Genomic DNA, 23129 nt, shown 5'->3' with positions numbered 1-23129 from the left:
CCGAGTCGCCAGGTGCCGACTGGCTGTCGGCCGTCCGCATTAGGGTTGCCCACCGTGGAACCGGACCGCCTGAAGCTCTACGCCTACCTGGACGCGCGCGACCACCAGCGCACCTACCTGGCGATCATGCGGCTGTTCACCTCGACCCTGCTCGCCGACCTGTCCGCGGGCGAGGTCGCCGGGGCGCTGGCCGGCGCCGAGCGGGAGGGCCGGGTCGACCCCGGCGAGTCGCGCATCGAGAACGTCATCACCCGGCTCAAGCAGCTCGTCGGCTGGGGCAACCTGGTGCAGGGCCGCCGCGAGGTGGTGGCCTCCAGCATCGCCGAGTTCCAGCACGGCAGCGTCCGCTACCAGGTCGGCAAGCTCGCCGTGCGCGTGCAGCGCGACGTGGACGAGCTGCTGCGCGTGCCGGAGGGCGCGCGGGAGGTGTCCCGCGAGCTGCTGCCCGCCGTCGAGCGCGGCCTGCGGCAGCTCGGGCAGACCCTGTCCGAGGCGGCGGCCACCGGGGCGCGGCGACCGCGCGAGGCGCTGGCCGAGCAGGTGACCACGCTGTTCCTCCAGCACGCCGAGCTGGCGGCCACCGTCCGCGACTTCTACGCCTACCTGGGGCAGGTCGTGACGCGGCACCACCTCGCGCCCGAGGAGATCTCCGGGTTCCGCGACCTCCTCGTCGAGTACATCCAGCGCGTCGTGGAGGACGTGCTGCGGCACACCCCCGCCATCGCCGACGCCCTCCGCCGCCTCGACGCCGCGCGCCCCGAGCTGCTGCGCCTGCTGGGCGCCTCCGAGCTGGGCGACCGCGTCGAACGGGCGCGCGGCCGGTCCGCCGAGGACTGGCGGGAGCTGACCGACTGGTTCGTCGACCGGCCCGGCCGGCCCAGCCAGGTCACGGCGCTGCGCGAGGCCACCGCGCGGGCGATCGGGTCGCTGCTGGCGAGCGTGAAGCGCGCCACCTCCGGCGGCGGCCTGCTGCCGAGCAGGCGCGCCGAGCTGCTCAAGCTGGCCCTGTGGTTCGACACCGGGTCCCGCTCGCGCGGCCACGAGCTGTACGCGGCGGCGTTCGGGCTGCACTCGGCGCGGCACGTGTCGCCGTCCCCCGAGCACGACCGCGACAACGAGCGGACGCCGTGGCGCGACGGCCCCGCGGTGGACGTGCCGGTGAGCGTGCGCAGCCGCGGCGACCGGGCCGCGCGCGGCAAGGCGTCCAGGATCCTGGACGACCCGATGACCGAGCAGTCGCTGCTGGCCGAGGCCCGGGAGGCCGACGAGCGCCGGGCCGCGTCCGTGGCCGAGCTGTCCGCCGCCGCGCCCCGCCTCGCCACCACCACCCTGTCCGGCGGGGCGCTGGGCGTGCTGTGCGAGCTGCTCACCCTGGCCATGGCGCAGCGCGACGGCGCCGACGACGCCGGTTCGGCGACCGACCCCGTGCGCGGCCTGAAGGTCACCGTCGCCCCCGCCGAGGGCAGGTCCGCGCGGATCACGTCCACCGCGGGCACGCTCACCCTGCACGACACCGCGCTGGTGCTCGACTGATGCTCGACGACCTCTCCGAGATCGACGCCGCCGCCGTCGTGCGCTGCGCCCGCACCCTGCTGCGGCGGCCCCTGCTGCGCGCCGACGGCCCCGAGGGCGAGCTGCTGACCCTCGTCTACCGGCACCGCGCCCCGCTCCAGGACCTGTTCGCCCGCGTCCTGGGCTACCGGCTCGTCGTCGAACGGCGGTTCGCCCGGCTCCACAAGACCGGTCCCGGCCCCGACGACTCGCGCGGCGTGCCCGGCCTGTCCCCGCGCGGCTACGCCTACGTCGCGCTGACCCTCGCCGTGCTCACCGGCACCGGCCGCCAGGCGCTGCTGTCGCGGCTCGTCGCCGACATCCGCGCCGCCGCCGCCGAGGCCGGCATCGAGGTCGTCGACGACGTCGTCGACCGGCGGGCGCTGACCGCGGCGCTGCGCCACCTCGTGTCCCTCGGCGTGCTGCACGAGACCGAGGGCACGGTGGACGTGCACACCGAGGCGCTGATCACCGTCGACACCGACCTGCTCGGCCAGCTGCTCACCGGGCCGGTGGCCGAGGCGACCTCGCCCGAGCGGCTGGTCGCGCTCGCCGCCCGACCCGGACCGCGCGGCGTCGAGCACACCGTGCGGCGCAAGCTCGTGGAGAACCCCGTCGTCCTCTACGCCGACCTGCCGCCCGAGCAGGCCGACTGGCTGCGCCGCAACCAGCGCAAGGAGACCGCGCTGCTGGAGGCGTCGTTCGGCCTGCACACCGAGTGCCGCGCGGAGGGCGTGCTCGCCGCCGACCCCGAGGACTACCTGACCGACCTGTACTTCCCCGGCACGTCCACCGCCGCCCGGATCGCGCTGCTCGCGCTGCCCGGGCTGCTGGCGTCCGAACCCCGCGCCGACGGGCGGCACGCCGTCGTCGTGGAGGACCTGCGCGAGGTGTGCGGGCGGCTCGTCGAGGACTACCCGGCGGCGTGGTCCAAGCAGTTCACCGACGACCTCGACCGGCTCGTCGACGAGGTGCTCGAACTGCTGCGCCGCACCGGGCTGGCCGTGCTGTCCGACGACGGCTGGCTCGTCAACCCCGTCGCGCACCGGTGGGTCCCGGTGCCCGACGGGGACCCGGAACGTGACCGCGAGACCGAGCGACCGGCACCCGCCGTGGAGAGCTGGTCGCTGTTCGACGAGGAGAGCGCGTGACTAGGTGGCGGCTGCACAGGGGCGGCATCGTCAACATCTGGCAGTACACCCGGCAGGTGTTCGACTTCTCCGGGGGGCGCGCGATCTTCCAGGGCACCAACGGGTCCGGCAAGTCGCGCACCCTGGAGCTGCTGCTGCCGCTGTGCCTCGACGGCGACCTGCGCCAGGTCGGCTCCAAGGGCTTCGACACCGTGTCGCTGCGCCGGCTCATGCTCGACGACTACAGCGGCGGACCCCACCGCGTCGGCTACGCGTGGGTCGAGCTGGAGCGCGACGGCGAGCACCTGACGTGCGGTGTCGGCGTGAAGGCGTCCAAGACGTCGCAGGCCATCACCGACTCGTGGCGCTTCATCACGCCCGCGCGCGTCGGCCACGACCTCGCGCTCGTCGGCCCCGACGACACCCCGCTGGGACCGGCGCAGCTGCGTGACGCGATCGGCGCGGACTGCGTGCTGGAGGAGGCGGCGTTCCGGGCGAAGGTCGCCGAGACCGTGTACGGCGTGCCCGCGCCACGCTACGGCGACCTGCTGCACCTCCAGCGGACGCTGCGCAACCCCGACGTGGGCCTGAAGGTCCTGGAGGGGCAGCTGGAGCAGATCCTGTCCGACGCCCTGCCGCCGCTCGACCAGGCGATGGTCGAGCAGCTGGCCACGTCGTTCGACGACCTGGAGTCGATCCGGTCCAACATCACCCGCCTGACCTCGGCCGACGCCGCGCTGGGCACGTTCCTCAAGACGTACTCCGACTACGCGTTCGGCGGGGTGCGCGCGGCGGCCGACCGGCTCGGCGCGGCCGAGGAGGGCGTGCGGAAGCAGGAGCGGTCGTCGGCGAGGCTGTCGGCGTCCCTGGAGACCGCCCTCGCCGAGCGCGCCGCCGCCGAGCAGTCGCTGGGCGCGCTGGAGGCCGGCGAGCAGCAGGCCGAGGACACCATCGGCGCGCTCAAGGAGCTGCCCGCGTTCCGCGACCTCCAGGACCTCCAGACGCGCGAGAAGCTCGTGGCGGAGAAGCGCTCGTCGGCGGTGGCCGCGCTGGACGTGGCGAACAAGCAGCGCGCCCAGGAGGACGGCGCGGTCGACGGCGTGCTGCGCCTGCTGCGCCGCCTGGCCGAGGACCTCGGCGCGGCCGAGGAGCTGGTCGAGCCCCTGCGCCGCCACCTCCGCGCGGCCGGCCTGGAGGACGTCCCGGTGCCCGACGTGCCCCGACCGCCCGCGGTGGAGGCCACCGTGCGCTCGGAGTCCGTGCGGGCCAAGCCGGACCCCGAGGCCGAACCGCTCCCCGTGGACCGCCGCGTGCCGCCGCCGTCGACCGACCTGGCCCTGGAGCCGGTGGCCGCCCGCGCGTCCGAGATCGCCTCCGAGGCGCGCCGCCGCGGCGCGCTGGCGCTGGCCCTGGTCACCCGGGCGGCGGAGCTCGACAAGACCCAGCGCGACCTCGACGCCCTCGGGCAGACCGAGGACGACGCCCGCCGGGCCGCGGTCGACGCGGGCGCCCAGCGCGACCAGGAGGCCGTCGGGCTGGCCGAGGTGGGCCGGGAGTGGCTGTCCGAAGTGGACGGCTGGCGCACCTCGGGTCCCCTGGCGACCCGGGCGCCCGAGACGCCCCTCCCCCTCCCGACGACGGTCGACCCGGCGGCGGCCCGGGCCCTCACCACCAGCGCCCGCGACTGGGTGGCCCCCCTGGTGACCGAGGCCAGGACCGCGGCCCACGCGGCGGCGGACCGCAGGGCGCGCATCGCCGCCACCATCGACGAGCGCGACGCCGAACTGGCGGCGCTGCGCGCGGGCACCACCCACCGGCCGTCCCCCGACCGCCGCGACGCCGTTGACGACGACCCGGCGGCGGGCACGCCGTTCCACCGCCTGGTCGACTTCGCCGACACCCTCGACGCCCCCGCCCGCGCTGGGCTGGAAGCGGCCCTGGAAGCCTCCGGCCTCCTCGACGCCCGGGTCGCCCCGGAACCGCGCGAGGTGCTCGGCACGCACGCCGTGCCGGGAGAGCCGGCCGCCGGCCCGACCCTGGCCGACGTCCTGGTGCCCGCCGTCGAACCCGGCTCGCCCGTCCCCGCCGACGTGGTCGCCGACCTGCTGGCGTCCGTACCGCTCACCCCCGGCTCCCCGGCCCCCGGCCAGCTCGACCCCGGCCAGCTCGGCTCCGGCCAGCTCGCGGTCGGCGTCGACGGCCGGTGGCGGGCGGGCGTCCTGCACGGCGGGTGGCGCAAGGAAGCGGCCGAGTTCATCGGCGCCGGCGCCCGCGAGGCCGCCCGCCGCAGGCGCGTCGTCGAGCTGGAGGACGAGCTGGGCGACCTGCGCGCCGCCCTCGGCGACGCCGAGACCGAACTCGCCGCCGCGCACGACCTGGTCGGGCGGTGGGAACGGCACGTCGCCGCCTTCCCGACCGACCGCGAACTCGTGGCCCGCCACGGCAGGCTCCAGGCCGCCCAGGAATCGGCCGACCGCGCGACCGCCCGGGCGGAGCGGCTGCGCGACGACCTGGCGGCCACGCGCGCCCGCACCGAGGCCGCGCACGCGGCGATCGTCCGCCAGGCGGGCGACGCCGGCCTCCCCGCGACCACCGACGGCCTCCGCGACGCCCAACACGCCGCCGCCGAGGCCCAGCGCACCGCCGACCGCCTGGGCGACGTGCTGCGCCGCCAGTGCGCGGGCACGGTGGCCGACCTGACCGACGCGAACCACCGCTACCGCGCCGCCGTCGACGACCGGGTCGCCGCCGAGGCCGACGCCGAGGCCCGGTGCCTCGACTACGCGACCCAGGCGTCGACGCTGGCCGAGCTGACCGAGGCGATCGGCGGCGAGGCCCGCGAGGTCGCCGAGCAGCTCGCGCAGCTGGAGCGCTCGCGGCGGGACACGCGCGACGAGCTGAAGCGGGTCCGCGAGGACGTCGCGACCGCCCGCGAACGCGCCGCCACCCTCACCGCCCAGCTCGACACCGCCGCCGAACAGCTCGCCGCCGCCAAGAACACCCTGGTCAACGCCGCGGAACACCTCAAGGCGACGATCAACGCCCCCGGCGTGCTCGCCGCCGCGCTGCCCGACGTGCCCGCCGACGTCACCTCCGTCCGCGCCGCCCTCGCCGACCCCGCCCAGGCCGGGACCGACCGCCGCGCCGCGAGCGAGACCACCGTGATCACCCGGCTCCAGGCGTTGCAGACGTCCCTCGCGGGCAGCCACGACATCACCACCGACCAGCACGCGGGCCTGCTCACCGTCCTGGTCTCCGGCGAGGACGGCGCGCGCCCGGTCGCCACCGCCGCCCGCCGGGTCACCGCCAGGCTGGGCGAGCAGCGCGGCTACCTCGACGGCCAGTACCAGCGGATCTTCGCCGACTACCTGATCCGCGACCTCGCCGAGTGGCTGCGCGGCCAGGTCGCCGTCGCCGAGGACCTGTGCAAGCGCATGAACGCCGTCCTCGACCGCGCCCGCTCCAGCCAGGGCGTGCACGTCAAGCTCACCTGGAAGCACTCGGCGGCGCTCGACGAGCAGACCCGCGACGCCCTCGCCCTGGTCCGCCTCCCCTACGCGGAACGCGACCCCGAGCAGGACGCCACCCTGCGCCGCGTCTTCACCGAACGCATCGAGGCCGAGCGCGACAGCCACACCGGCGGCTACGCCGAGGTCCTGTCCCGCGCCCTCGACTACCGGACGTGGCACCAGTTCACGGTCACCGTCGCCGACACCGGCCCCGACGGGGGGCCCCGCGAACGCAGGCTCAAGCAGCTCTCGTCCGGCGAGACCCGCCTGATCTCCTACGTCACCCTGTTCGCCGCCGCGGCCTCGTTCTACGACGCGGTGAGCGGCGACTTCTCCCCGCTGCGCCTGGTGCTCCTCGACGAGGCGTTCGAGCGCCTCGACGACCCCACCATCGCCCGCATGCTCGGCCTCCTCGTCGACCTCGACATGGACTGGGTCATCACCTGGCCCAGCGGCTGGGGCGTGTCCGACAAGATCCCGCGCATGCACATCTACGACGTGCTGCGCCCGAAGAACGGCCGCGGCGTCGCGTGCACCCGCACCACCTGGGACGGCGCCGCCCTGGACCGCGTCGACCCCTGACGGCCGGACACCACCCGCGTAGCCGCCCACCCACCTGACTGTCCGGCTGCCCGGCCGCCTGCCCGCCCGGCCGCGTAGCCGCTTAGCTACGTGGCCGCGCGGCCGTGTGCCGGAGCGGGGTCGCCCCGGTGCCGTCAGCGGAACGCGGGCCGCTCCACCCCGGCAGCTCCGGCTGCCCCGGCGACTCCGGCAGTTCCGGCTGCCCCAGCGCTCCCGGTGGCGGCGCGCGCGGTCTTCCGGCGCACGCCGCCCGCCGCCAGGAACTCGGCCACCGGCAGCGTCGCCGCGCCGAGCGCGACCGACTCCGGCCCCAGCTCGCACAGGCTGATCGACGCCTGCTCGAACGGCCGGTGCAGGGCGTGGCGGGCGGCCTCCGCGCGCACGTCGTCGAGGACCCGCGCCCCCAGCAGCAGGCCCGCCCACCCGCCGACGATCACCCGGGAGGGGTTGAACAGGTTGATCAGGTTCGCGATGCCCAGCCCCGCGTACCGGGCGGTCTCGGCGAGCACGCCCGCCGCGCCCGGCGAGCGGTCCGCCACCAGCGCCGCCAGCGCCGCCTCCTGCTGGGCGGGGACGTCCGGCCGCACCGCGCGGTAGCGGTCGACGACGCCCTGCGCGCCGATGTACGCCTCCAGGCACCCCAGGGCGCCGCACCGGCACGGCCTGCCGTCCAGCGCCACGGTCGTGTGCCCCCACTCGCCCGCGCCGCCCGACGACCCCCGGTACAGCACGCCGCCCGCGATCACGCTCGCCCCGACACCCGACCCGATGAGCGCGATCACCGCGTCGTCCGTGCCGCGCCCCGCGCCGAACCAGACCTCGGCCTGCCCCAGCGTGTTCGCCCCGTTGTCCAGGAACAGCGGCAGGTCGGTGCCGCCGCGCAGCAACCGCTCCAGCGCCACCCCGCGCCACCCGACGGTCTGCGCGTACACCAGCCCCCGCTCGACCGCGCCGGGCACGCCGATGCCCACGCCGAGCACGTCCCCGACCCCGCTCTCCCGCAGGCACCGGTCGAGCCCGTCGAGCACCCGGCGCGCCACCTCGTCCACCGAGTAGGCGTCCGGCTCCATCGGCAGCGTCGCCTCGGCGAGCCGCCGCAGCGTCAGGTCGAACACCTCGACCAGCACGTGCGTCTCGCCCACGTCCACACCGACCACCGCGGCGAACGCCGGGTTCACCCGCAGCAGCACCCGCGGCCGGCCGCCGTCCGACTCGACCTGCCCCGCCTCCACGACCAGCCCCTCGGAGACCAGCTCGCCGACGACGTTGCTCACCGACGCCTGGCTCAACCCGGTGATGCCCGCCAGCTCCTGCCGGCTGCGCGGCCGGTCGAAGTACAGCGCCCGCAGCACCCGCGCCCGGTTGCCGGCGCGCAGGTCCCGCACGGTCAGCTTGCGGTGCACGGGGCTCCCATCGACGAGGTGGACCGCGGCTCCCACGAGGTCGCACGACGGACCCCCGACGTTAGCCGTTGACGCACCCCGCGGTGCCCGCTTCGCCGCGCGCGCCCCCGGAGTTTCCCCCCGACGCGCCGAGGGCCGGTGCCGCCGCGCTCACCGAACGCGACGACACCGGCCCCCTACGCGGCCGGGGCCCGTCACCCGCCGACAGCGGCCCACGACTGGATCATCCGGAACGCGATCGACGCGCCCGGCGCCAGCAGCAGGTCCGGCACGCTGCCCGGCTCCTCGATCGCCCGCCGCACGTCCGCCCGGGTCACCCACCTCGCCTGGGCGATCTCGCCGTCCGCCAACCGCAGCGGCTCCGCCGGGTCGGCCACCGCCTCGAAGCCCACCATCAGCGACCTCGGGAACGGCCACGGCTGGCTGCCGAGGTAGCGGATGCCGCCGACCCGGACACCCACCTCCTCCTCGATCTCCCGCGCCACGCACGCCTCCAGCGACTCGCCCGCCTCGACGAACCCGGCCAGCACCGAGTACCGCCCCTCGGGCCAGCCCGCGCCGCGCGCCAGCAGCACCCGGTCCGCGCCGTCGTGCACCAGGCAGATCACGGCGGCGTCGGTGCGCGGGTACTCCTCGCGACCGCACTGCCCGCACACCCGTGCCCAGCCCGACTTCACCGGCTCCGTCCGCCCGCCGCACGCCGCGCAGAACCGCGCCGTCCGGTGCCACTGGAACAGCGCCACCGCCGACGTGAACAGCCCCGCGCCCGTGTCGTCGAGCAGCGCGCCGACGGCCCGCAGGTCCAGCCACTGCGGCTCGTCGGTCAGCTCGGGCCGGGCCCACACCCGCCCCGCCGGCGCCGCCACGTCCGTCTCGTCCTCGGTCAGCGGAACCGCCCAGTACGCCACCCCGTCCTGCTCGCCGAGCAGCACGGCCGTGTCCGGCGGGCCGTCGCCGAAGTCCGTGGCGGGGTGGTCGACCAGGCGGGTCCCCCGGTCGGCCACCCGCGTCCGCCCGTGCGCGTCCACGACGAGGACCCGCGCCTTCGGCCACAGCTGGGCGATGCGCTCCGCGTCCCCGCGCAACGGCTCCCGCCGATCCACGGTGAAGCGCGACAGGGCCGGCAGGTCAACCAGCTCGAAACTCACGGCAGGCTCACACCGCCCAACGCCCGCAGCTGCGGGGCCAGCAGGTCCGCGTCGCCCACCAGCACACCGGTGAACGCGGTCGGCGCGAAGAACTCCAGGGCCGCCTCGGCGACCTGCTCCACGGTGACCGCCGCCAGCCGCTCCGGGTGCCCGGTGAACCACTCGACGCCCAGGCCCAGCCCGGCGAGGTTCACCAGGAACGACGCCAGCCCGCCCTGCGACGACGTCGCCGTCAGCAGCGACCCGACGGCGTACCGGCGCGCCGTGTCCACCTCGGACTCCGTCGGCGGCACGAGCCCCAGCTTGGCCAGCTCGTAGCGGGTCTCCAGCAGCGCCGCCGCCGTCACCTCGCTCGCCGTGTCGGCGTCGACCATCAGCGTCGCCCCGCCCGGCGTGAACTCCGGGTGCGACCGCGCGCTGTAGGTGTAGCCCTTGTCCTCGCGGATGTTCTCCACCAGCCGCGACGAGAAGAACCCGCCGTAGACCAGGTTCGCCAGCTGCAACGCCGGGTACCGCTCGTCGGTCCGCTCCAGGCCGCGCCCGGCCAGCCGGATCTGCGACTGCACCGCGCCCGGCCGGTGCACCAGCACCACGTCGCCGCCGTGCACCACCGGCAGCGGCGACAGCGACACCGCGGTGCCCTCGCCGGTCCACCCGCCCAGCGCGCCCTCGACCGCCCGCACCGCCGCGTCCGGCGCCAGGTCGCCGACGACGACCAGCACCGAGCCGCGCGGCAGCACGGCCGCCTCGTGCAGCGCCTTCACGTCGTCCCGGGTGACCTCGGCGACCTCGTCCGCCTCGGGCATCTCCTTGGCGTACGGGTGGTCGCCGTACAGGTGGCGCTGCAACGCCTCCCGCGCGATCACGTTCGGCTGCGACCGCGCCAGCCGGATGCGCTCCACGAGCCGCGCCCGCTCCCGCTCGACCTCCTCGTTCGGGTAGGTCGCGCCGGTCAGCGCGTCGCGCAGCACGTCCAGCAGCGTGTCGAGGCCGGACACCAGCGCGTTGCCGGAGAACGCCAGCCGCTCCGGGTCCACCACCGCGTCCAGCTCGCCGCCGACCAGCGCCAGCTCGGTGTCCACGTCGACCCGGCTGCGCGTCGCGGTGCCGGTCAGCACCGTGTTCGCCAGCACCTCGGCCCGCGCCGCGTGCGCCGACCCGGCACTGGACGTCGCCGGGTCGGCGAACGGGATGCGCACCCGCAGCTCGACCAGCGGCACCGACGACCGGCGCACCGCGATCACCCGCAGGCCGTTGGCCAGCGTCGTGTCGACCTTGTCCAGGTCCGCGGTCGCCCGCTGCTCGCCCAGCTCCGGGAACGGTCGAGGCCCGAGCTCCGTACGGCCGATCTCCTCGGCGCTGCGGTGCTTGGTCGGGGCGCTCACTCGTTACCTCCGTTGGCCGGGTTGAGGATCAGGACGGCGCGCGAGTCCGGGCGCAGCGCCTTGGCCGCCGCGGCGACCTCGTCGGTGGTGATGCCCGCCAGCTTGTCCGGCAGCTCGTACAGCAGCTCGGCCCGCCCGAACAGCAGCTCGGCCGACCCGAGCCCGAGGGTCCGGCTGGTCAGCCTGTCGTGCTCGCGGTGCATGGTCGACACCCAGCGGGCGGTGACCTTGGCCAGCTCCTGCGTCGACGGACCTTCGTCGGCCAGGCGCTGCAACTCCTCGTCCACCGCCGCGATGACCTCGGCGGAGGTGACCTCCGGCGTGTGGATCGCGGTGATGCTGAACGTGTCGGGGTCGCGCGCCTCCAGCGGCCCGAACAGACCGCACCCGGCGCCGACGTCCACCACGCTCGCGTCGCGGTGCACCAGCCGCTGCTGGAGCCGCGAGCCGTCGCCGTCGGTCAGCACCCCCGCCAGGACCAGGTACGTGAGGTAGCCCGTCACGTCGTTGACCGGGTCCGGGATGCGGTAGCCCAGGGCGATCGCGGGCATCGGCGCGTGCTGGTCGGTGTGCTCGGCGCGCAGCTCGCCCTTCGGGGCGGCCTCGGCGAAGGACGGCCGGACCGGCACCGGACGGGCGGGCACGTCACCGAAGTGCTTCTCGACGAGCGCCTTCGCCGTCTCCACGTCGAAGTCGCCCGCCACCGTCAGCACGGCGTTGCCCGGCGCGTAGTAGGTGTCGAAGAACGCGGCGCAGTCGTCCACGGTGGCGTTCTCCAGGTCGGTGAAGTCGCCGTAGCCGTTGTGCGCGTTCGGGAAGGTCTGGAACAGGACCGGTGGCAGGAGGATCCAGGGGAACCCGCCGTAGGGTCGGTTCAGGACGTTGAGTCGGATCTCCTCCTTCACCACGTCGATCTGGTTGCGCAGGTTCTCCTCGGTGAGCTTCGGCGCCCGCATGCGGTCGGCTTCGAGGAAGAGGGCCCGCTCCAGGGCCGCCGACGGCAGCACCTGGTAGTAGTCGGTGTAGTCGGGGTGCGTGGAACCGTTGAACGTGCCGCCCGAGGACTGCACGTGCCGGAAGTGCGCGAGCTTCTCCAGGCTCTCGCTGCCCTGGAACATGAGGTGCTCGAAGAGGTGGGCGAACCCCGTCCGCCCCTCGGGCTCTGAGCGGAAGCCCACGTCGTAGTGCACGCTCACCCCGACGACCGGGGCGCTGGGGTCGGGTGCGAACACCACCCGCAGGCCGTTGGGGAGCGTGAACCTGTGCAGTTCGGGTAGCGCCATGGACGCAGCCTACGGGTTCGCACCACCACCGGGCTTGAAGGTCACCCGGCAGCTGCGACATCTCGCTACGCCCACTGTGAACGGCCGGGATGGGACCGGCCGGACGACGCGGGAGCACCTGGACGGGCACCGGGTGCGGACCCGGACCACTGCCCGTCTCGATTGGCCACCCACCCGGTGGAGCCCGCGCGGAGGGACACCGGGGTGGATTCGGCACAACAGCCCGGGAACCTCTCGCCAGCCGCCCGCGGGGTCGTGGTCCGGGATGGCTCCATTGTCGAACGGTTGTTCGACGAGGGTCAAGATCACTTTCGGGTGATGCTCGCTTGTGCGGCGGTCGGCCCTGCGGCGATCAGCCCTACCGCTGTCAGCCCTACCGCTGTCGGCCCTACCGCTGTCAGCCCCGCAGTGAGCGGAGGTGCCCCGCCTGCGCCAGCACGCCGTCGACGGCCCCCAGGAACGCCGGGAACCGGTCGGCGAACCCGCCCGGCTCCGCCTCGCCGAACCAGTACAGCCCCGGCCGGGCGCCGGCGAACGTCGCCAGCCACCGCTCCGTCTCCCCCAGCACCACCGCGTACGGCAGCGACCGCGAGAAGACCATCTCCCGGTCCGGGGCCGGGATGTCGCCCGGGTCCGCCGTGTGCAGGTACCCGCGCAGCCCGCGCACGTGCTCCAGCAGCGCGCTGCCCCGCCTGGTCCGGGCCGGCATGAACCGCGCGCCGAGCGCCAGCGCCACGCCCGCGACCACGACGACCAGCCCGAACAGCGCCGCCGCGCCGACCAGCACCAGCACCACCGTCAGCACCGCGCCGAGCGCGGCCACGCCGATCCCGACCCACCACCACAGGCTGCGCTCGGCGTCCGGCCGCCGCGCGAACCAGTTCTTCGCCACCACGTCGGCGTACAGCGCGTCGCGCACGCGGGACAGGTCGATCCGCCTGCCCCGCAGCTCGGACAGCAGCACGGCGTCGACCCCGTCCGGCAGCAGCGCCTCGTACACCGCGCGCTCGTAGCCGGACAGCGACGGGTCGGCCGGGTTGCGCCGGACGAACCGCCAGTCCAGCCCGCCGACCTCCTCGATCCACAGGTAGTTGCGCACGGCGAGGTCCACGATCGTGGCGGTCACGTCGACCACGTCCACGTGCTCGTCGACCACCGTGCCGACCTGGCCGGGCAGCACGCCGTCGGGCGAGGCGAACGCCACCCGCCCCGCGCCGTCGGCGACCAGCACGTCCACCGGCCCGACGTCGGCCGCCATCGCCCGCGCGTCGCGACCGCGCAGGTACCAGAGGAGCGCCACGCCGCCGAGCAGCAGCAGGACCAGCCCGACCAGGCCCGCGCCGGTCGCCGGGGTCAGCGCGAACGCCGTCGCCCACCGCGACGTCTCCTCCACCCGCGCGTTGGGCGGCGCGGCGCCGTCCTGGAGGCCCACCGCCACGTCGACGCGCTCGCCGGCGGCCAGGCCGATCTCGGTCGTGCGCACGCCGCGCCCGTCGCCCAGGTCGGCGGTCGTGCAGGGGGTCGACGTGCCCGGTTGGCCGGCCAGGCAGTTCACCGAGCGCGGCGCGTCCGGCGTGATCACGGAGACCTTCACCGAATCGAGTGCCGCGTCCCAGCCGCTCGCCGGCTGCCAGCGCAGCTCCAGCGTGTCGCCGATCTTCGCGACCGCCCCGACGACCTCGTACGCGACGGTCGACGTGCCCGCCCGCAGTGCGATCGTCAGCTCCTCGGCCGATGCTTGGACGGTGCCCCCACCTTCGACGGACGCGCCGGCGACCCCGTACACGCGCTCGCGGCCGTCACCGACCGGGATGCGCAGCGGCACCCGCCTGGTCGCGGTCCCGCCCTCGGGGACGGTGACCACCTCGGTCACGGTCAGCCGACCGTCGCGCTCCAGCTTCAGCCGCACGTCGGCGTTGACCGTCCCGGGCAGACCGGCCGGTGCGCTCGGCTGCGCGACCGCGGCGCCGGTGCCCGTGCACAGCGCGATCACGCAGCTCGCGGCCGCTCCCCAGTTTTTCAACACGGCCGCGGAGAATAGCGGAGTTCCCCTAAGCTCCAGTGCTGATTCGGGCATCCGCGACATGGGGGACCACCAGCGATGACGCAACCACCACCGCCGGGTGGCCGGCCGCCGCCACGGCCGGTCGGGCCGCCCCCGGCAGCCGCGCCGCTGGACCCCCGGCAGCCCCCGGCGACGCGTCAGTGGCCGGTCCCCCAGCCGCCTCCGCAGCAGCCCCCGCCCCAGCAGCAGCCGTGGCCGCAGTCCCAGCCGCCGCACCAGCCGCCGCACCTGCAGCAGCCCTGGCCGCAGCAGGCGCCCGTGATGCCCCCGCCCGCCGCCGCGCCGTGGGGCCCGCCCCCCGCCGGGCCGCCGGGGTGGGGTCCGCCGCCGCTGCCGTACCCGCCGGCGCCGCGGCGGAAGAACAAGGGCCCCGTGGCGGCCCTGGTGATGATCGGGTTCGTGGTGCTCGCCATCGCGACGATCGGGATCGTCGCCGCGACCCGCGACCCGGGCCGGGCGAGCGACTCCGGTTACTCCGGGTACTCCAGCTACAGCTACTCGGCCGAGCCGACGACCACCACGACCGAGGAGGCGGCGGCCAGCAGCGGGCCCAGCAGCCCGCGGACCACGTCGACCAGCACGTCCCAGGCCGGCCCGAAGGCCGTGATCGCGCTCGGTGACAACCCGATCCACGCCGCGGGCCTCGGCGCGTTCAACATCGACGGCTGCCCGCTGCCCGGCATGGACTACTCGGCGCCCGGCCAGGACCAGTTCCTGCGCGCCGCGCTGCCGTGCATCGAGGCGATGTGGAAGCCGTCGTTCGAGAAGGCCAACCTGCCCTACCAGCCCGTCGAGCTGGTCATGGTGACCTCGCAGGTCACCACGACGTGCGGCTCGATGGGCCCCGACCGCACCGCCCTGTACTGCGACGGCACGATCTACTGGACGCCGGGCCACTACGCCAACGAGCAGGGCGCGGCGAACCCCAACCACCCCGGCAAGTACCTCGGGCAGCTCGCCCACGAGTACGGCCACCACGTCCAGTGGCTGTCCGGCGTCCTGCGCGCCTCCAGCCAGGCCCAGTACGAGAAGGGCGGCTGGGACACGCCCGAGGGCCTCGACCTGAACCGGCGCAAGGAGCTCCAGGCCACCTGCTTCGGCGGGATGACGCTGGCACCGCTGTCGCACGGGGCGGTGCCCGCCGACGTCATCCAGGTGGCGCTGACCGACGCGGGCAACCGCGGCGACTACCCGATCTACCCCACGCGGGACCACGGCGCGCCCGAGCGGAACGCGGCGTGGGTGAACCACGGCTTCAAGAACAACGAAACGAGCGCGTGCAACACTTGGGTGGCCAGTGCAGCCGAGGTGAGCTGACCCGACTGGAGGATCGTGCATCCACCCGAGGAGCCCAAGAACAACCCGATCGTGCTCATCGGCGTGTTCTCGTTGATCGTGTTGTCGGTGCTGGGCCTGGGTGCGGTGACGCAGGTCGAGTCGTCGTGGCGGGTCGCGGGGCGCGCGGTGGCGGTGCCCGGCGCCCAGGTGTCCCAGAGCACGGCGACGGAGGCCCCTCGGCCGCGCGCCGTCCACCGGCTGGCCGACCACCCGTTGCTGGTCACGCCCGTGCCGCTGCCCGCCGTGGCCTGCCCGCTGCCGGGGTTCGGGGTGTCGGACCGCGAGCTGTCCGCGTACTACGAGGCGGGCGTCCGGTGCCTCGACGAGGCGTGGCGGCCCGTGCTGGAGCAGGCGAACCTGCCGTTCGACCCGCCCGCGCTGGACACCTCGCCGGACCTGGCCGAGGGGCCGTGCGGCGCGGCGCCCGCGCAGAGCGAGGCCGTGGCGTACTACTGCGGTCGCAACAGGACGATCTACATGCCGACGCAGCGGCTGCGCGACAACGGCGGCGGTGAGCGGCCCAGCTCGCACCTGGCCACGTTGGCGCACGAGTACGGGCACCACGTGCAGGCGCTGAGCGGGATCCTGCGCGCCGCGGACGGCAAGATCGTCGACGCGGGCGAGGAGACGCCGGCCGGGCTGGAGATGTCGCGGCGGATCGAGCTCCAGGCGAACTGCTTCGCCGGGCTGTTCCTGGGCGCGGCGTCCGCGGCGATCGGGCCGGGGCTGGCCGCGGAGGCCGCGGAGGACTTCGGGTACGCGGTCGAGGAGTCGCCGGAGAAGAACGCCCACGGCAACCCCGACAACCAGGCCGAGTGGGCGTCCGACGGGTTCAGCTCGGGCACGACGGCGTCGTGCAACACCTACGCGGCCCCGGCGGCGGCCGTCGGCTGAGGCCGCCCGGTCAGCAGGTGCGCGTACAGCCCGCCGGCGAGACCGCTCAGGCACAGCAGCAGGGCCGTCAGCCGGTTCGCGAAGGGCAGGCCGGCGGGGGCGCTGGCGGCGGCCTGGACCAGGAAGTCGCCCGCCGTGTCGGCCGGGACGACCACCTCGACCCTCTCGTCCCGCGAGTGGCCGCAGCCGTCGAGCCTGGCGGTGCGGACCTGGTCGCCGATCTTGAGCTCCACGCGGTCGTAGGCGTCACCGCCGCCGCCGCAGGACGCGGGGGCCGTGACGGTGGCCTCCGCGCGTTCCGCTCCCTCGGACGGGTGAGGCCACCACAGCGCGACCGCCGCCGCGACGGCCGCCAGCCCCGCGAGCAGCAGGACCAGCGCCCACCTGGCGGGGTTTCGCGGAACCGGCACGGGTGGATGGTCGCAGACGGGGCGGTGCGTTGTCGTGAGGGACGACGGCCGTTCCCGCCCACCGCGCTTCACCCCATCGTGATCTTGCGCACCGTCGAACACCCGTTCGACACTGTACCCATGCACCCGACCCCGAACGCCGCCCCCGCCGCCCCGCGCGGACCGCCCACCGCTTCCCTTGCTGCCGCTCCCGCGCCCGCCGCTCTCCCCCTGCCCCCTCCGCCACCTTCCGCCCGGGTGGCCGGCGGGTCCCTCCCGGCGACCTCACCGCCGCGGGGCCGGTCAGGACGCAGAATGGCACCGTGTCGACTGCTGCCAGGGTGCTGGTGATCGAGGACGCGGAGGCGATCGGGGCCGCGGTGGGCTCCGCCCTGCGGGACGCGGGCTACCAGGTGCAGGTCCGACCGGACGGGCGCGACCTGGAGGTCGAGCTGAGCCGCTTCCGGCCCGACCTGGTGGTGCTCGACGTGATGCTGCCGGGCCGTGACGGCTTCACGCTGCTGGACGTGATCCGGCGGACCAGCGGGGCCGGGGTCGTGATGCTGACCGCCCGGGACGGGGTGAGCGACCGGCTGCGCGGGCTGGACCGGGGCGCGGACGACTACGTGGTGAAGCCGTTCGTGCTGGCGGAGCTGGTGGCGCGGGTCAGCGCGGTGCTGCGGCGGCTGGGTCGGACGCCGTCGACGGTGCAGATCGGCGACCTGGTGGTGGACGCGGACTCGGCGGTCGTGCTGCGCGGGCACGCGCCGGTCGAGCTGACCGCCACCGAGCTGCGGCTGCTGCGCTACCTGGCCGCCCAGCGCGGGCGGGTGGTGGGCAAGACGCAGATCCTCACGGCGGTGTGGGGGTACGAGGACTACGACCCCAACCTGGTCGAGGTGCACGTGAGCGCGCTGCGCCGGAAGTTGGAGGAGCACGGGCCCCGGCTCCTGCACACGGTGCGCGGGCTCGGGTACGTGCTGCGGGCGGACGAGGCGTGAGCCTGCGGACCGTCTCGCTGCGCCGCCGGGTGACGCTGTCCGCGATCGGCGTGCTCGGGGCGGTGCTGCTCGGGGTGGTGCTGGTGGTGGACGGGTTGTTCGCGGCCCAGTCCCAGCGGGACGTGGAGACCGCGCTGCTGGAGAGGTCCCGGCTCGCCCAGCAGTTGGTGAAGCAGCGGGTGCGCGGGAGCAGGTTGGTGGACCGGCTGGAGGGCCGGGGCGTGGAGGTCCGGCTGGTCATGCCGGACGGGACGACGTTCGGGCACGTGCCCGGCGAGGAGGTGGCGAACTCGGTCAGCCGGGAGCTGGCGGACGGCTCGACGATCACGCTGTACGCCGAGTCGTCGGTGATCACGGCGGCGCAGGCGCGGCTGCGGCGGTTGCTGCTGCTGGTCGGGGTCGGGGCCCTGGCGGTGACGGCGTTGGCGATGGCGCTGGTGGTGCGGCGGGCGCTGGCACCGCTGGACGCGATGACGACGTTGGCCAGGTCGATCGCGCGCGGCCACCGCGGGTACCGGCTGAACCCGACCCGGGCGGACACCGAGCTGGGGCGGACGGCGGCGGCGTTCGACGACATGCTCGACTCGTTGGAGGGGTCGGAGGAGCGGATGAAGCGGTTCGTGGCGGACGCGGCGCACGAACTGCGGACCCCCGTCGCCGGGGTGCAGGCGGTGGCCGAGGCGTTGATGCAGACCGGCAGCGCCGAGGAGCGGGAACGGCTGAACCTGCTGCTGGTGCGCGAGTCGCGGCAGGCCGGGCGGCTGGTCGACGACCTGCTGGCGCTGGCGCACATCGACGCGGGCCTGGAGCTGCACCGCGAACGGGTGGACCTGCTCGCCCTGGCCGAGGCCGAGGTGGGGCGGACCAGGCTGCTCGCACCGGACTTCGACATCGCGGCGGAGGGCGGGTCGGCGCACGTGTCCGGCGATCCGCAGAGGTTGGCGCAGGTGCTCGCCAACCTCGCCGACAACGCCCGGCAGGCCACCGGTCCGGGCGGGCGGGTCCGGCTGAGGGTGTCGCGGGAGGGCGGCTGCGCGGTGCTGACCGTGTCCGACGACGGGCCGGGCGTGGGTCCGCTGGACCGCGATCGCATCTTCGACCGGCTGGTGCGGCTGGACGAGGCGCGGGACCGGCGCTCGGGCGGCTCGGGCCTGGGCCTGTCGATCGCTCGCGGCGTGGTGCGCGCACACGGCGGCGAGCTGCTGTGCCTGGACCCCCGGGCCACCGGCACGGCCGGCGGCGCGGTGGGTGGCAGCGGGCTGGGTGGCAGCGGGCTGGACGACAGCAGAGTGGGTGCGGTTTTTCAGGCTCGGCTGCCGCTTGCGGAGTGACCTGCGGAGTGAGTTGTGGGGCGCGGTGCCGGGCCGCCGGGTGGCGTTGCGCTTTGAGTCGGATGACCTTGTGATCTTCCTTTTCCGGTGATATTGCGCAGGCGGTGAAAGGGTTTTCCGAGGCCCTGAGCTGCCATTACTCCGGTCTCCGCAATTGTGCGGGGAATGACGCGGGTGTCGGGCGGCTACTTCTGCACAGAAGTGTCGACCACGCTTGCGACTCGTGAAACCACGCGCCATTATGTGGCCATCCCGGCATCGCGAGTCCGGGCGATGGTGGTGACCAATAGTCGTCGCGACACGGCCGCGTCTTCGTGCTCCGAAGGGCGTGACGGTACTTCGCGCGCTCGTGGCGGCTTAATCGGGTGTGCGCGTGCGATCTTGCCGCGCCGCATGACCCTGCCCGGCAAACCGGGAAAGGCGACCTCTGGTTCCCGGGAACACGGGATCGGGAGGCTTGGCCGTCAAGTCCTGCACATGCGGAACCACGTGAGGGAGTGATCGATGTCGGCTCCAACCGAAGATCGCGGGCGGCTGTTGTACCCGGAGGTCGGTGACCTGGCGCGCTGGTACGAGGTGTTCGTGCGGTACGCGGCGTCCTCGACGGCGGGTGCTGTGCACTTCCACGGGCCGCACGCCGCTCCGGTCGTGGCGCTGGATCGGGTCGTGGAGGCGCTCCGGCGGTTCGAGAAGGTGTACGGGAAGGTCGTCGGCGAGGGGTTGTTGCCCGACCTGGTGACGATGGAGGACGCGCTCCGGGAGCAGGGGGACGGGGACGCGCACGGGGATGCGCACGGGGCGACCCCGGCAGCCATGGCGGCCGGGGCGGCGGCGGGTGGTGACGGCGGGAACGGCGGTGCCGGCGGGAACGGCGGCGGGGTTGGCGGTGAGCGGGCCGGCGGTGGTGAGCGGGCCGGCGGTGGTGAGCGGGCCGGCGGTGGTGAGCGGGCCGGCGGCGGGCGGGGTGGGCGTCGGGTCGGGATCGTGGCTGACGGGGACGGGGTCGGGATGGTGGTCACCATCGACGCGGAGGGGGTGGTGAGCCGGGGCGTCCGGGACCTGGGCGGGGTCGAGCGGGGTGCTGCCGAGCTGGGTGCTGCCGAGCTGGGCGGTGCCGAGTGGGGCGGGGTGGTTGGAGCGGCCGGGGTGGCCGGGGTGGCTGATGAGGGGTCGCCCTGCCACAACTTCTGGCACTGGTTGCACGGGACGTCCTGACCGTCGGCTGTCGCCGGCGACCGCACTGGTCCAAGGGGGAAGTGCTCGTGTCACGGGGTTCTTCGGCGGCAGCGGGTGGGGTCGGGGGTGCGGTGGTGTGGTCGCGCCTCGTCGTGGGGGTGGCGGCGGCGTGCCTGGTGGTCGCCGCCATCGGGCAGTGGCGGGTGGGTGGTCTCGAGGGGTCTCACCCGCGGAACTGGTTCGTGGCGGTGTCGTGCTGCCTGTTGGGGGTGCGGGTGGTCTCGCACGCGCCGCGCAACGCGGTGGGGTGGGTCGTGCTCGCGATGGGGTTCGCCGGCGCCCTGGCCATCGGCAGCGGTGCGGTCGGGAACGGGGCGCTCGGCGGGGACTGGGCGCTCGGTGGGGACGACACCGGTGGGGACGGCACCGGCGGGGACCGCACCGGCGGGGAGGTCACCGGCGGGGAGGGGGTGGTCGGGTGGGCGTGGCAGGGGTGGGCGCTGTGGCTGGGCAACTGGGTGTGGTGGCCCGGGTACTCGCTGCTGCCCGTGGTGCTGGTGCTGTTCCCCAACGGGCGGTTGCCGTCGCGGCGGTGGTGGCCGGTGCTGGTGGTCGCCGGGCTCGGGGTGGTGCTGCCGTCGGTCGGGATCGGGTGGTCGCTGTGGGGCATCCCGACCTCGTTCTGGGACAGCGTCGCGCACAGCACGTCGCGGCGGGGTGTGCCGATCTCGTTGGCGCTGGCCGGGTTCGCGTGCTTCGCGGTGGCGCTGCTCGCCGGGCTGGTGTCGCTGGTGGTGCGCCGGCGACGGGCCCGGGACGACGCGGAGCGGCGGCTGCTGCGCTGGGCCGCGGTGGGCACGGCGGTGGGTATCGGGGCGTTGGCGGTCGAGCTGGAGGCGGGGGCCGCGTGGGGGGCGTGGCTGGTGGTCGCGGCGGCGTTCCCGGCGGCGATGCTGGTCGCGATCCTGCGCTACGGGCTGTACGACATCGACCTGATCATCCACCGCACCCTGCTGTACGGGCTGCTGGTGCTGATCCTCTACGGCGCCTACGCGGTGGTGGTGCTGGCCGCGACGGCGCTGGTGCCCGCGCAGGCGGCGGTGGTGGGCACGGTGGCGGTGGTGACGGCGTTGGCCCCGCTGCACCGGCTGCTGCGGCGGCGGCTGGACCACTGGCTGTACGGGGACCGGGCCGACCCGTACCGGGCGCTGACCGAGCTGGGGCGGCGGCTGGAGCACCACGTGCACCCGGACGAGCTGTTCGCCGAGGTGGCGCGGTCGGTCGGGGAGGCGTTGCGGGCGCCGTACGTGGCGGTGCTGATCAACGACGGCGGCCGGGAGCGGCCGTTGGCGACGCACGGCACGTCGCGGGAGCGGCCGCGGCGGCGGGTGTGGCTGGTGCACGGCGGCGAGCGGGTCGGCGAGCTGGTGGTGGAGGCCCGCGCGCCGGAGGAGGGGTTCTCGCAGCGGGACGTGCGGCTGCTCGACGACCTGGCCAGGCAGGTCGCGCCGGTGGCGGACGCGGCGCGGTTGGCGCAGGCGCTGGCGCAGGCCAACGACCGGTTCGAGCGGGAGCAGGAGGAGGAGCTGCGGCGCATCGGCGACGACCTGCACGACACGGTGGGGCCGGCGGTGGCGGGCATCCGGATGCAGGTGGAGGCGGCGCGCACGATGGTCGGCGACGCGGTGCCGGCGGCGCGGCGGCAACTGGGGGTGGTGGTGTCCGACCTGCGGACGCTGGGCGAGGAGGTGCGCAACCTGATGCGCAAGGCCGACCCGGTGGAGCTGCGGCTGGGGCTGCTGCGCGCGGTGGAGCGGCAGGCGCGGCGGTTCGGGCACCACTTCGCGGTGCGGGTGAGCGCGGACGACCCGCTGGACGGGATCGAGTCGCGGGTGCAGTCGGCGGCGTACCGGATCATCAGCGAAGCGCTCACCAACGTGGCCAAGCACGCGAAAGCGGGTTTGTGCCTGATTCGGCTGGAGCGCACGCCCGATCTGCGGTTGACCGTGGCGGACGACGGTTGCGGCATTCCCGAGGGGCACAACCCGGGGATCGGACTGGCTTCGATGCGCAAACGCTGCGAGGATCTCGGCGGAACGTTCACCATCGAGTCGTCTTCCCGTGGCACCCGGATAGTGGCGCTTCTCCCGCTGGACCCGAATTGATCCCCGCGGGGATCACCGGTCCGGTGGTCGCGTGCGAAAGCGCCGTCGGCGGGCTCGGCGTCGACGCGTGATCAGCGTGCGAGGAGTGCGTCGTGACCGATCAGTCGCATGGTGTTCTGATAGTGGACGACCAGTCGATATTCCGGCGCGGATTGCGGGCGCACCTGGACGTCGCCGACGACCTGGTGGTGAGGGGCGAGGCGTCGAACGGCGAGGACGCCATCGCGAAGGCCCGCGACCTCGCGCCGGCGGTCGTCCTGCTGGACCTGCACATGCCGCGGCGCAGCGGGGAGAGCGCGGCGCACTGCGGGGTCGAGGTGATCCGGGAGATCCGGACCCACGCGCCGGGCGCGAAGATCATCGTGCTGACGATGTCGGAGGAGCCGGAGCAGGCGCGGGAGGCGCTGGACGCGGGCGCGCACGGCTACCTGCTCAAGGACGACGAGGAGCTGAACGTCGCCCAGTCGGTGCGCACGGCCGCCGCCGGGCAGAACGTGCTGGACCCGCGGATCACCCGGATGCTGGTGGCGCGGACCGCGGAGCCGGCCGGGGAGTCCTACCCGTTCGGGCTGACCAGGGGCGAGTTCGTGGTGCTCAGGCGGCTGGTGCGCGGCCTGACGAAGCAGCAGGTGGCGCAGGAGCTGTCGCTGACGCCGAAGACGGTGGCGAACCGGTGCTCGGTGATCCAGCAGAAGCTGGGCGCGAAGTCCGTGGCGGAGGCGGTGGAGACCGCGCGGCGGCGGGAGGGGATCACCCGGGAGGACGCCTGACCGGGGACG

General features: G+C 74.9%; 16 protein-coding genes. 10 read left to right on the top strand and 6 right to left on the bottom strand.

What is annotated here, in order from left to right; genetic code table 11:
• Positions 1-54 precede the first annotated feature (54 nt).
• The 3 genes from ACRAKJ_RS04475 to ACRAKJ_RS04465 are packed head-to-tail and all read left to right on the top strand — an operon-like array spanning position 55 to position 6772.
• A complete protein-coding gene (locus ACRAKJ_RS04475) occupies positions 55-1533 on the top strand; it encodes a DUF2397 domain-containing protein (protein ID WP_438920270.1) in 1479 nt (492 codons plus the stop codon).
• The gene (locus ACRAKJ_RS04470; protein ID WP_438920269.1) at positions 1533-2702 is read left to right on the top strand and encodes a TIGR02678 family protein; all 1170 of its coding nucleotides are present in this window, start codon (positions 1533-1535) and stop codon (positions 2700-2702) included. The genes ACRAKJ_RS04475 and ACRAKJ_RS04470 overlap by 1 nt, the downstream gene beginning before the upstream one ends.
• A complete protein-coding gene (locus tag ACRAKJ_RS04465; RefSeq protein ID WP_438920268.1) occupies positions 2699-6772 on the top strand; it encodes a TIGR02680 family protein in 4074 nt (1357 codons plus the stop codon). The genes ACRAKJ_RS04470 and ACRAKJ_RS04465 overlap by 4 nt, the downstream gene beginning before the upstream one ends.
• A 134-nt stretch (positions 6773-6906) precedes the next feature.
• Here ACRAKJ_RS04465 and ACRAKJ_RS04460 read toward each other — a convergent pair whose 3' ends face one another.
• From ACRAKJ_RS04460 to ACRAKJ_RS04440, 5 genes are all read right to left on the bottom strand, one after another.
• Positions 6907-8175 carry an ROK family protein gene (locus ACRAKJ_RS04460; RefSeq protein ID WP_438920267.1) on the bottom strand — a complete coding sequence of 423 codons (1269 nt, stop codon included), beginning with the start codon at positions 8173-8175 and terminating at the stop codon, positions 6907-6909.
• A 194-nt stretch (positions 8176-8369) separates the two neighbouring features.
• Positions 8370-9323, bottom strand: a complete 954-nt coding sequence (gene nudC / locus ACRAKJ_RS04455) for an NAD(+) diphosphatase (RefSeq protein WP_438920266.1) — start codon at positions 9321-9323, stop codon at positions 8370-8372.
• Positions 9320-10708, bottom strand: coding sequence for an insulinase family protein (locus tag ACRAKJ_RS04450; protein WP_438920265.1), 1389 nt, complete (start codon positions 10706-10708; stop codon positions 9320-9322). Before ACRAKJ_RS04450 ends, nudC begins: the two co-directional genes overlap by 4 nt.
• Positions 10705-11991 carry an insulinase family protein gene (locus ACRAKJ_RS04445; RefSeq protein ID WP_438920264.1) on the bottom strand — a complete coding sequence of 429 codons (1287 nt, stop codon included), beginning with the start codon at positions 11989-11991 and terminating at the stop codon, positions 10705-10707. Before ACRAKJ_RS04445 ends, ACRAKJ_RS04450 begins: the two co-directional genes overlap by 4 nt.
• A 397-nt stretch (positions 11992-12388) precedes the next feature.
• Positions 12389-14017: a DUF2207 family protein gene (locus tag ACRAKJ_RS04440; protein ID WP_438920263.1), complete on the bottom strand. Its 1629-nt coding sequence runs from the start codon at positions 14015-14017 to the stop codon at positions 12389-12391.
• Between the two features lie 300 nt (positions 14018-14317).
• Here ACRAKJ_RS04440 and ACRAKJ_RS04435 point away from each other — a divergent pair, with 300 nt between their 5' ends.
• Both ACRAKJ_RS04435 and ACRAKJ_RS04430 read left to right on the top strand, forming a co-directional pair.
• Positions 14318-15373 (top strand): neutral zinc metallopeptidase, encoded by a 1056-nt coding sequence (locus ACRAKJ_RS04435; RefSeq protein ID WP_447008882.1) that lies wholly within the window; start codon positions 14318-14320, stop codon positions 15371-15373.
• 15 nt (positions 15374-15388) lie between these two features.
• Positions 15389-16288 (top strand): neutral zinc metallopeptidase, encoded by a 900-nt coding sequence (locus ACRAKJ_RS04430; protein WP_438920261.1) that lies wholly within the window; start codon positions 15389-15391, stop codon positions 16286-16288.
• On the opposite strand, the gene ACRAKJ_RS04425 is transcribed toward ACRAKJ_RS04430, so the two are convergent.
• Positions 16258-16698, bottom strand: coding sequence for a hypothetical protein (locus ACRAKJ_RS04425; protein WP_438920260.1), 441 nt, complete (start codon positions 16696-16698; stop codon positions 16258-16260). The genes ACRAKJ_RS04430 and ACRAKJ_RS04425 overlap by 31 nt on opposite strands.
• Before the next feature lie 302 nt (positions 16699-17000).
• On the opposite strand from ACRAKJ_RS04425, the gene ACRAKJ_RS04420 reads away from it, so the two are divergent.
• The 5 genes from ACRAKJ_RS04420 (at position 17001) to ACRAKJ_RS04400 (ending at position 23120) form a co-directional block, all read left to right on the top strand.
• A complete protein-coding gene (locus tag ACRAKJ_RS04420) occupies positions 17001-17678 on the top strand; it encodes a winged helix-turn-helix domain-containing protein (protein WP_438920259.1) in 678 nt (225 codons plus the stop codon).
• Complete coding sequence (locus tag ACRAKJ_RS04415) at positions 17675-19009, top strand: ATP-binding protein (RefSeq protein WP_438920258.1); 1335 nt, start codon at positions 17675-17677, stop codon at positions 19007-19009. The genes ACRAKJ_RS04420 and ACRAKJ_RS04415 overlap by 4 nt, the downstream gene beginning before the upstream one ends.
• Positions 19010-19513: 504 nt before the next feature.
• Complete coding sequence (locus ACRAKJ_RS04410) at positions 19514-20224, top strand: hypothetical protein (protein WP_438920257.1); 711 nt, start codon at positions 19514-19516, stop codon at positions 20222-20224.
• Between the two features lie 92 nt (positions 20225-20316).
• Positions 20317-22350: an ATP-binding protein gene (locus tag ACRAKJ_RS04405; RefSeq protein WP_438920256.1), complete on the top strand. Its 2034-nt coding sequence runs from the start codon at positions 20317-20319 to the stop codon at positions 22348-22350.
• A gap of 92 nt (positions 22351-22442) precedes the next feature.
• Complete coding sequence (locus ACRAKJ_RS04400; protein WP_438920255.1) at positions 22443-23120, top strand: response regulator; 678 nt, start codon at positions 22443-22445, stop codon at positions 23118-23120.
• The last annotated feature ends 9 nt before the right edge of the window (positions 23121-23129 follow it).

This window comes from Saccharothrix sp. DSM 118769 (genome assembly GCF_052936295.1).
Note: the sequence above shows the minus strand (reverse complement) of the source record. Positions and strands in the feature narration are given on the sequence as shown.

Coding starts and splice junctions, on each gene's coding strand:
- ACRAKJ_RS04470 (WP_438920269.1), top strand. CDS start 1,533: ATGCTCGACGACCTCTCCGAGATCGACGCCGCCGCCGTCGTGCGCTGC.
- ACRAKJ_RS04445 (WP_438920264.1), bottom strand. CDS start 11,991: ATGGCGCTACCCGAACTGCACAGGTTCACGCTCCCCAACGGCCTGCGG.
- ACRAKJ_RS04435 (WP_447008882.1), top strand. CDS start 14,318: ATGCCCCCGCCCGCCGCCGCGCCGTGGGGCCCGCCCCCCGCCGGGCCG.
- ACRAKJ_RS04410 (WP_438920257.1), top strand. CDS start 19,514: ATGTCGGCTCCAACCGAAGATCGCGGGCGGCTGTTGTACCCGGAGGTC.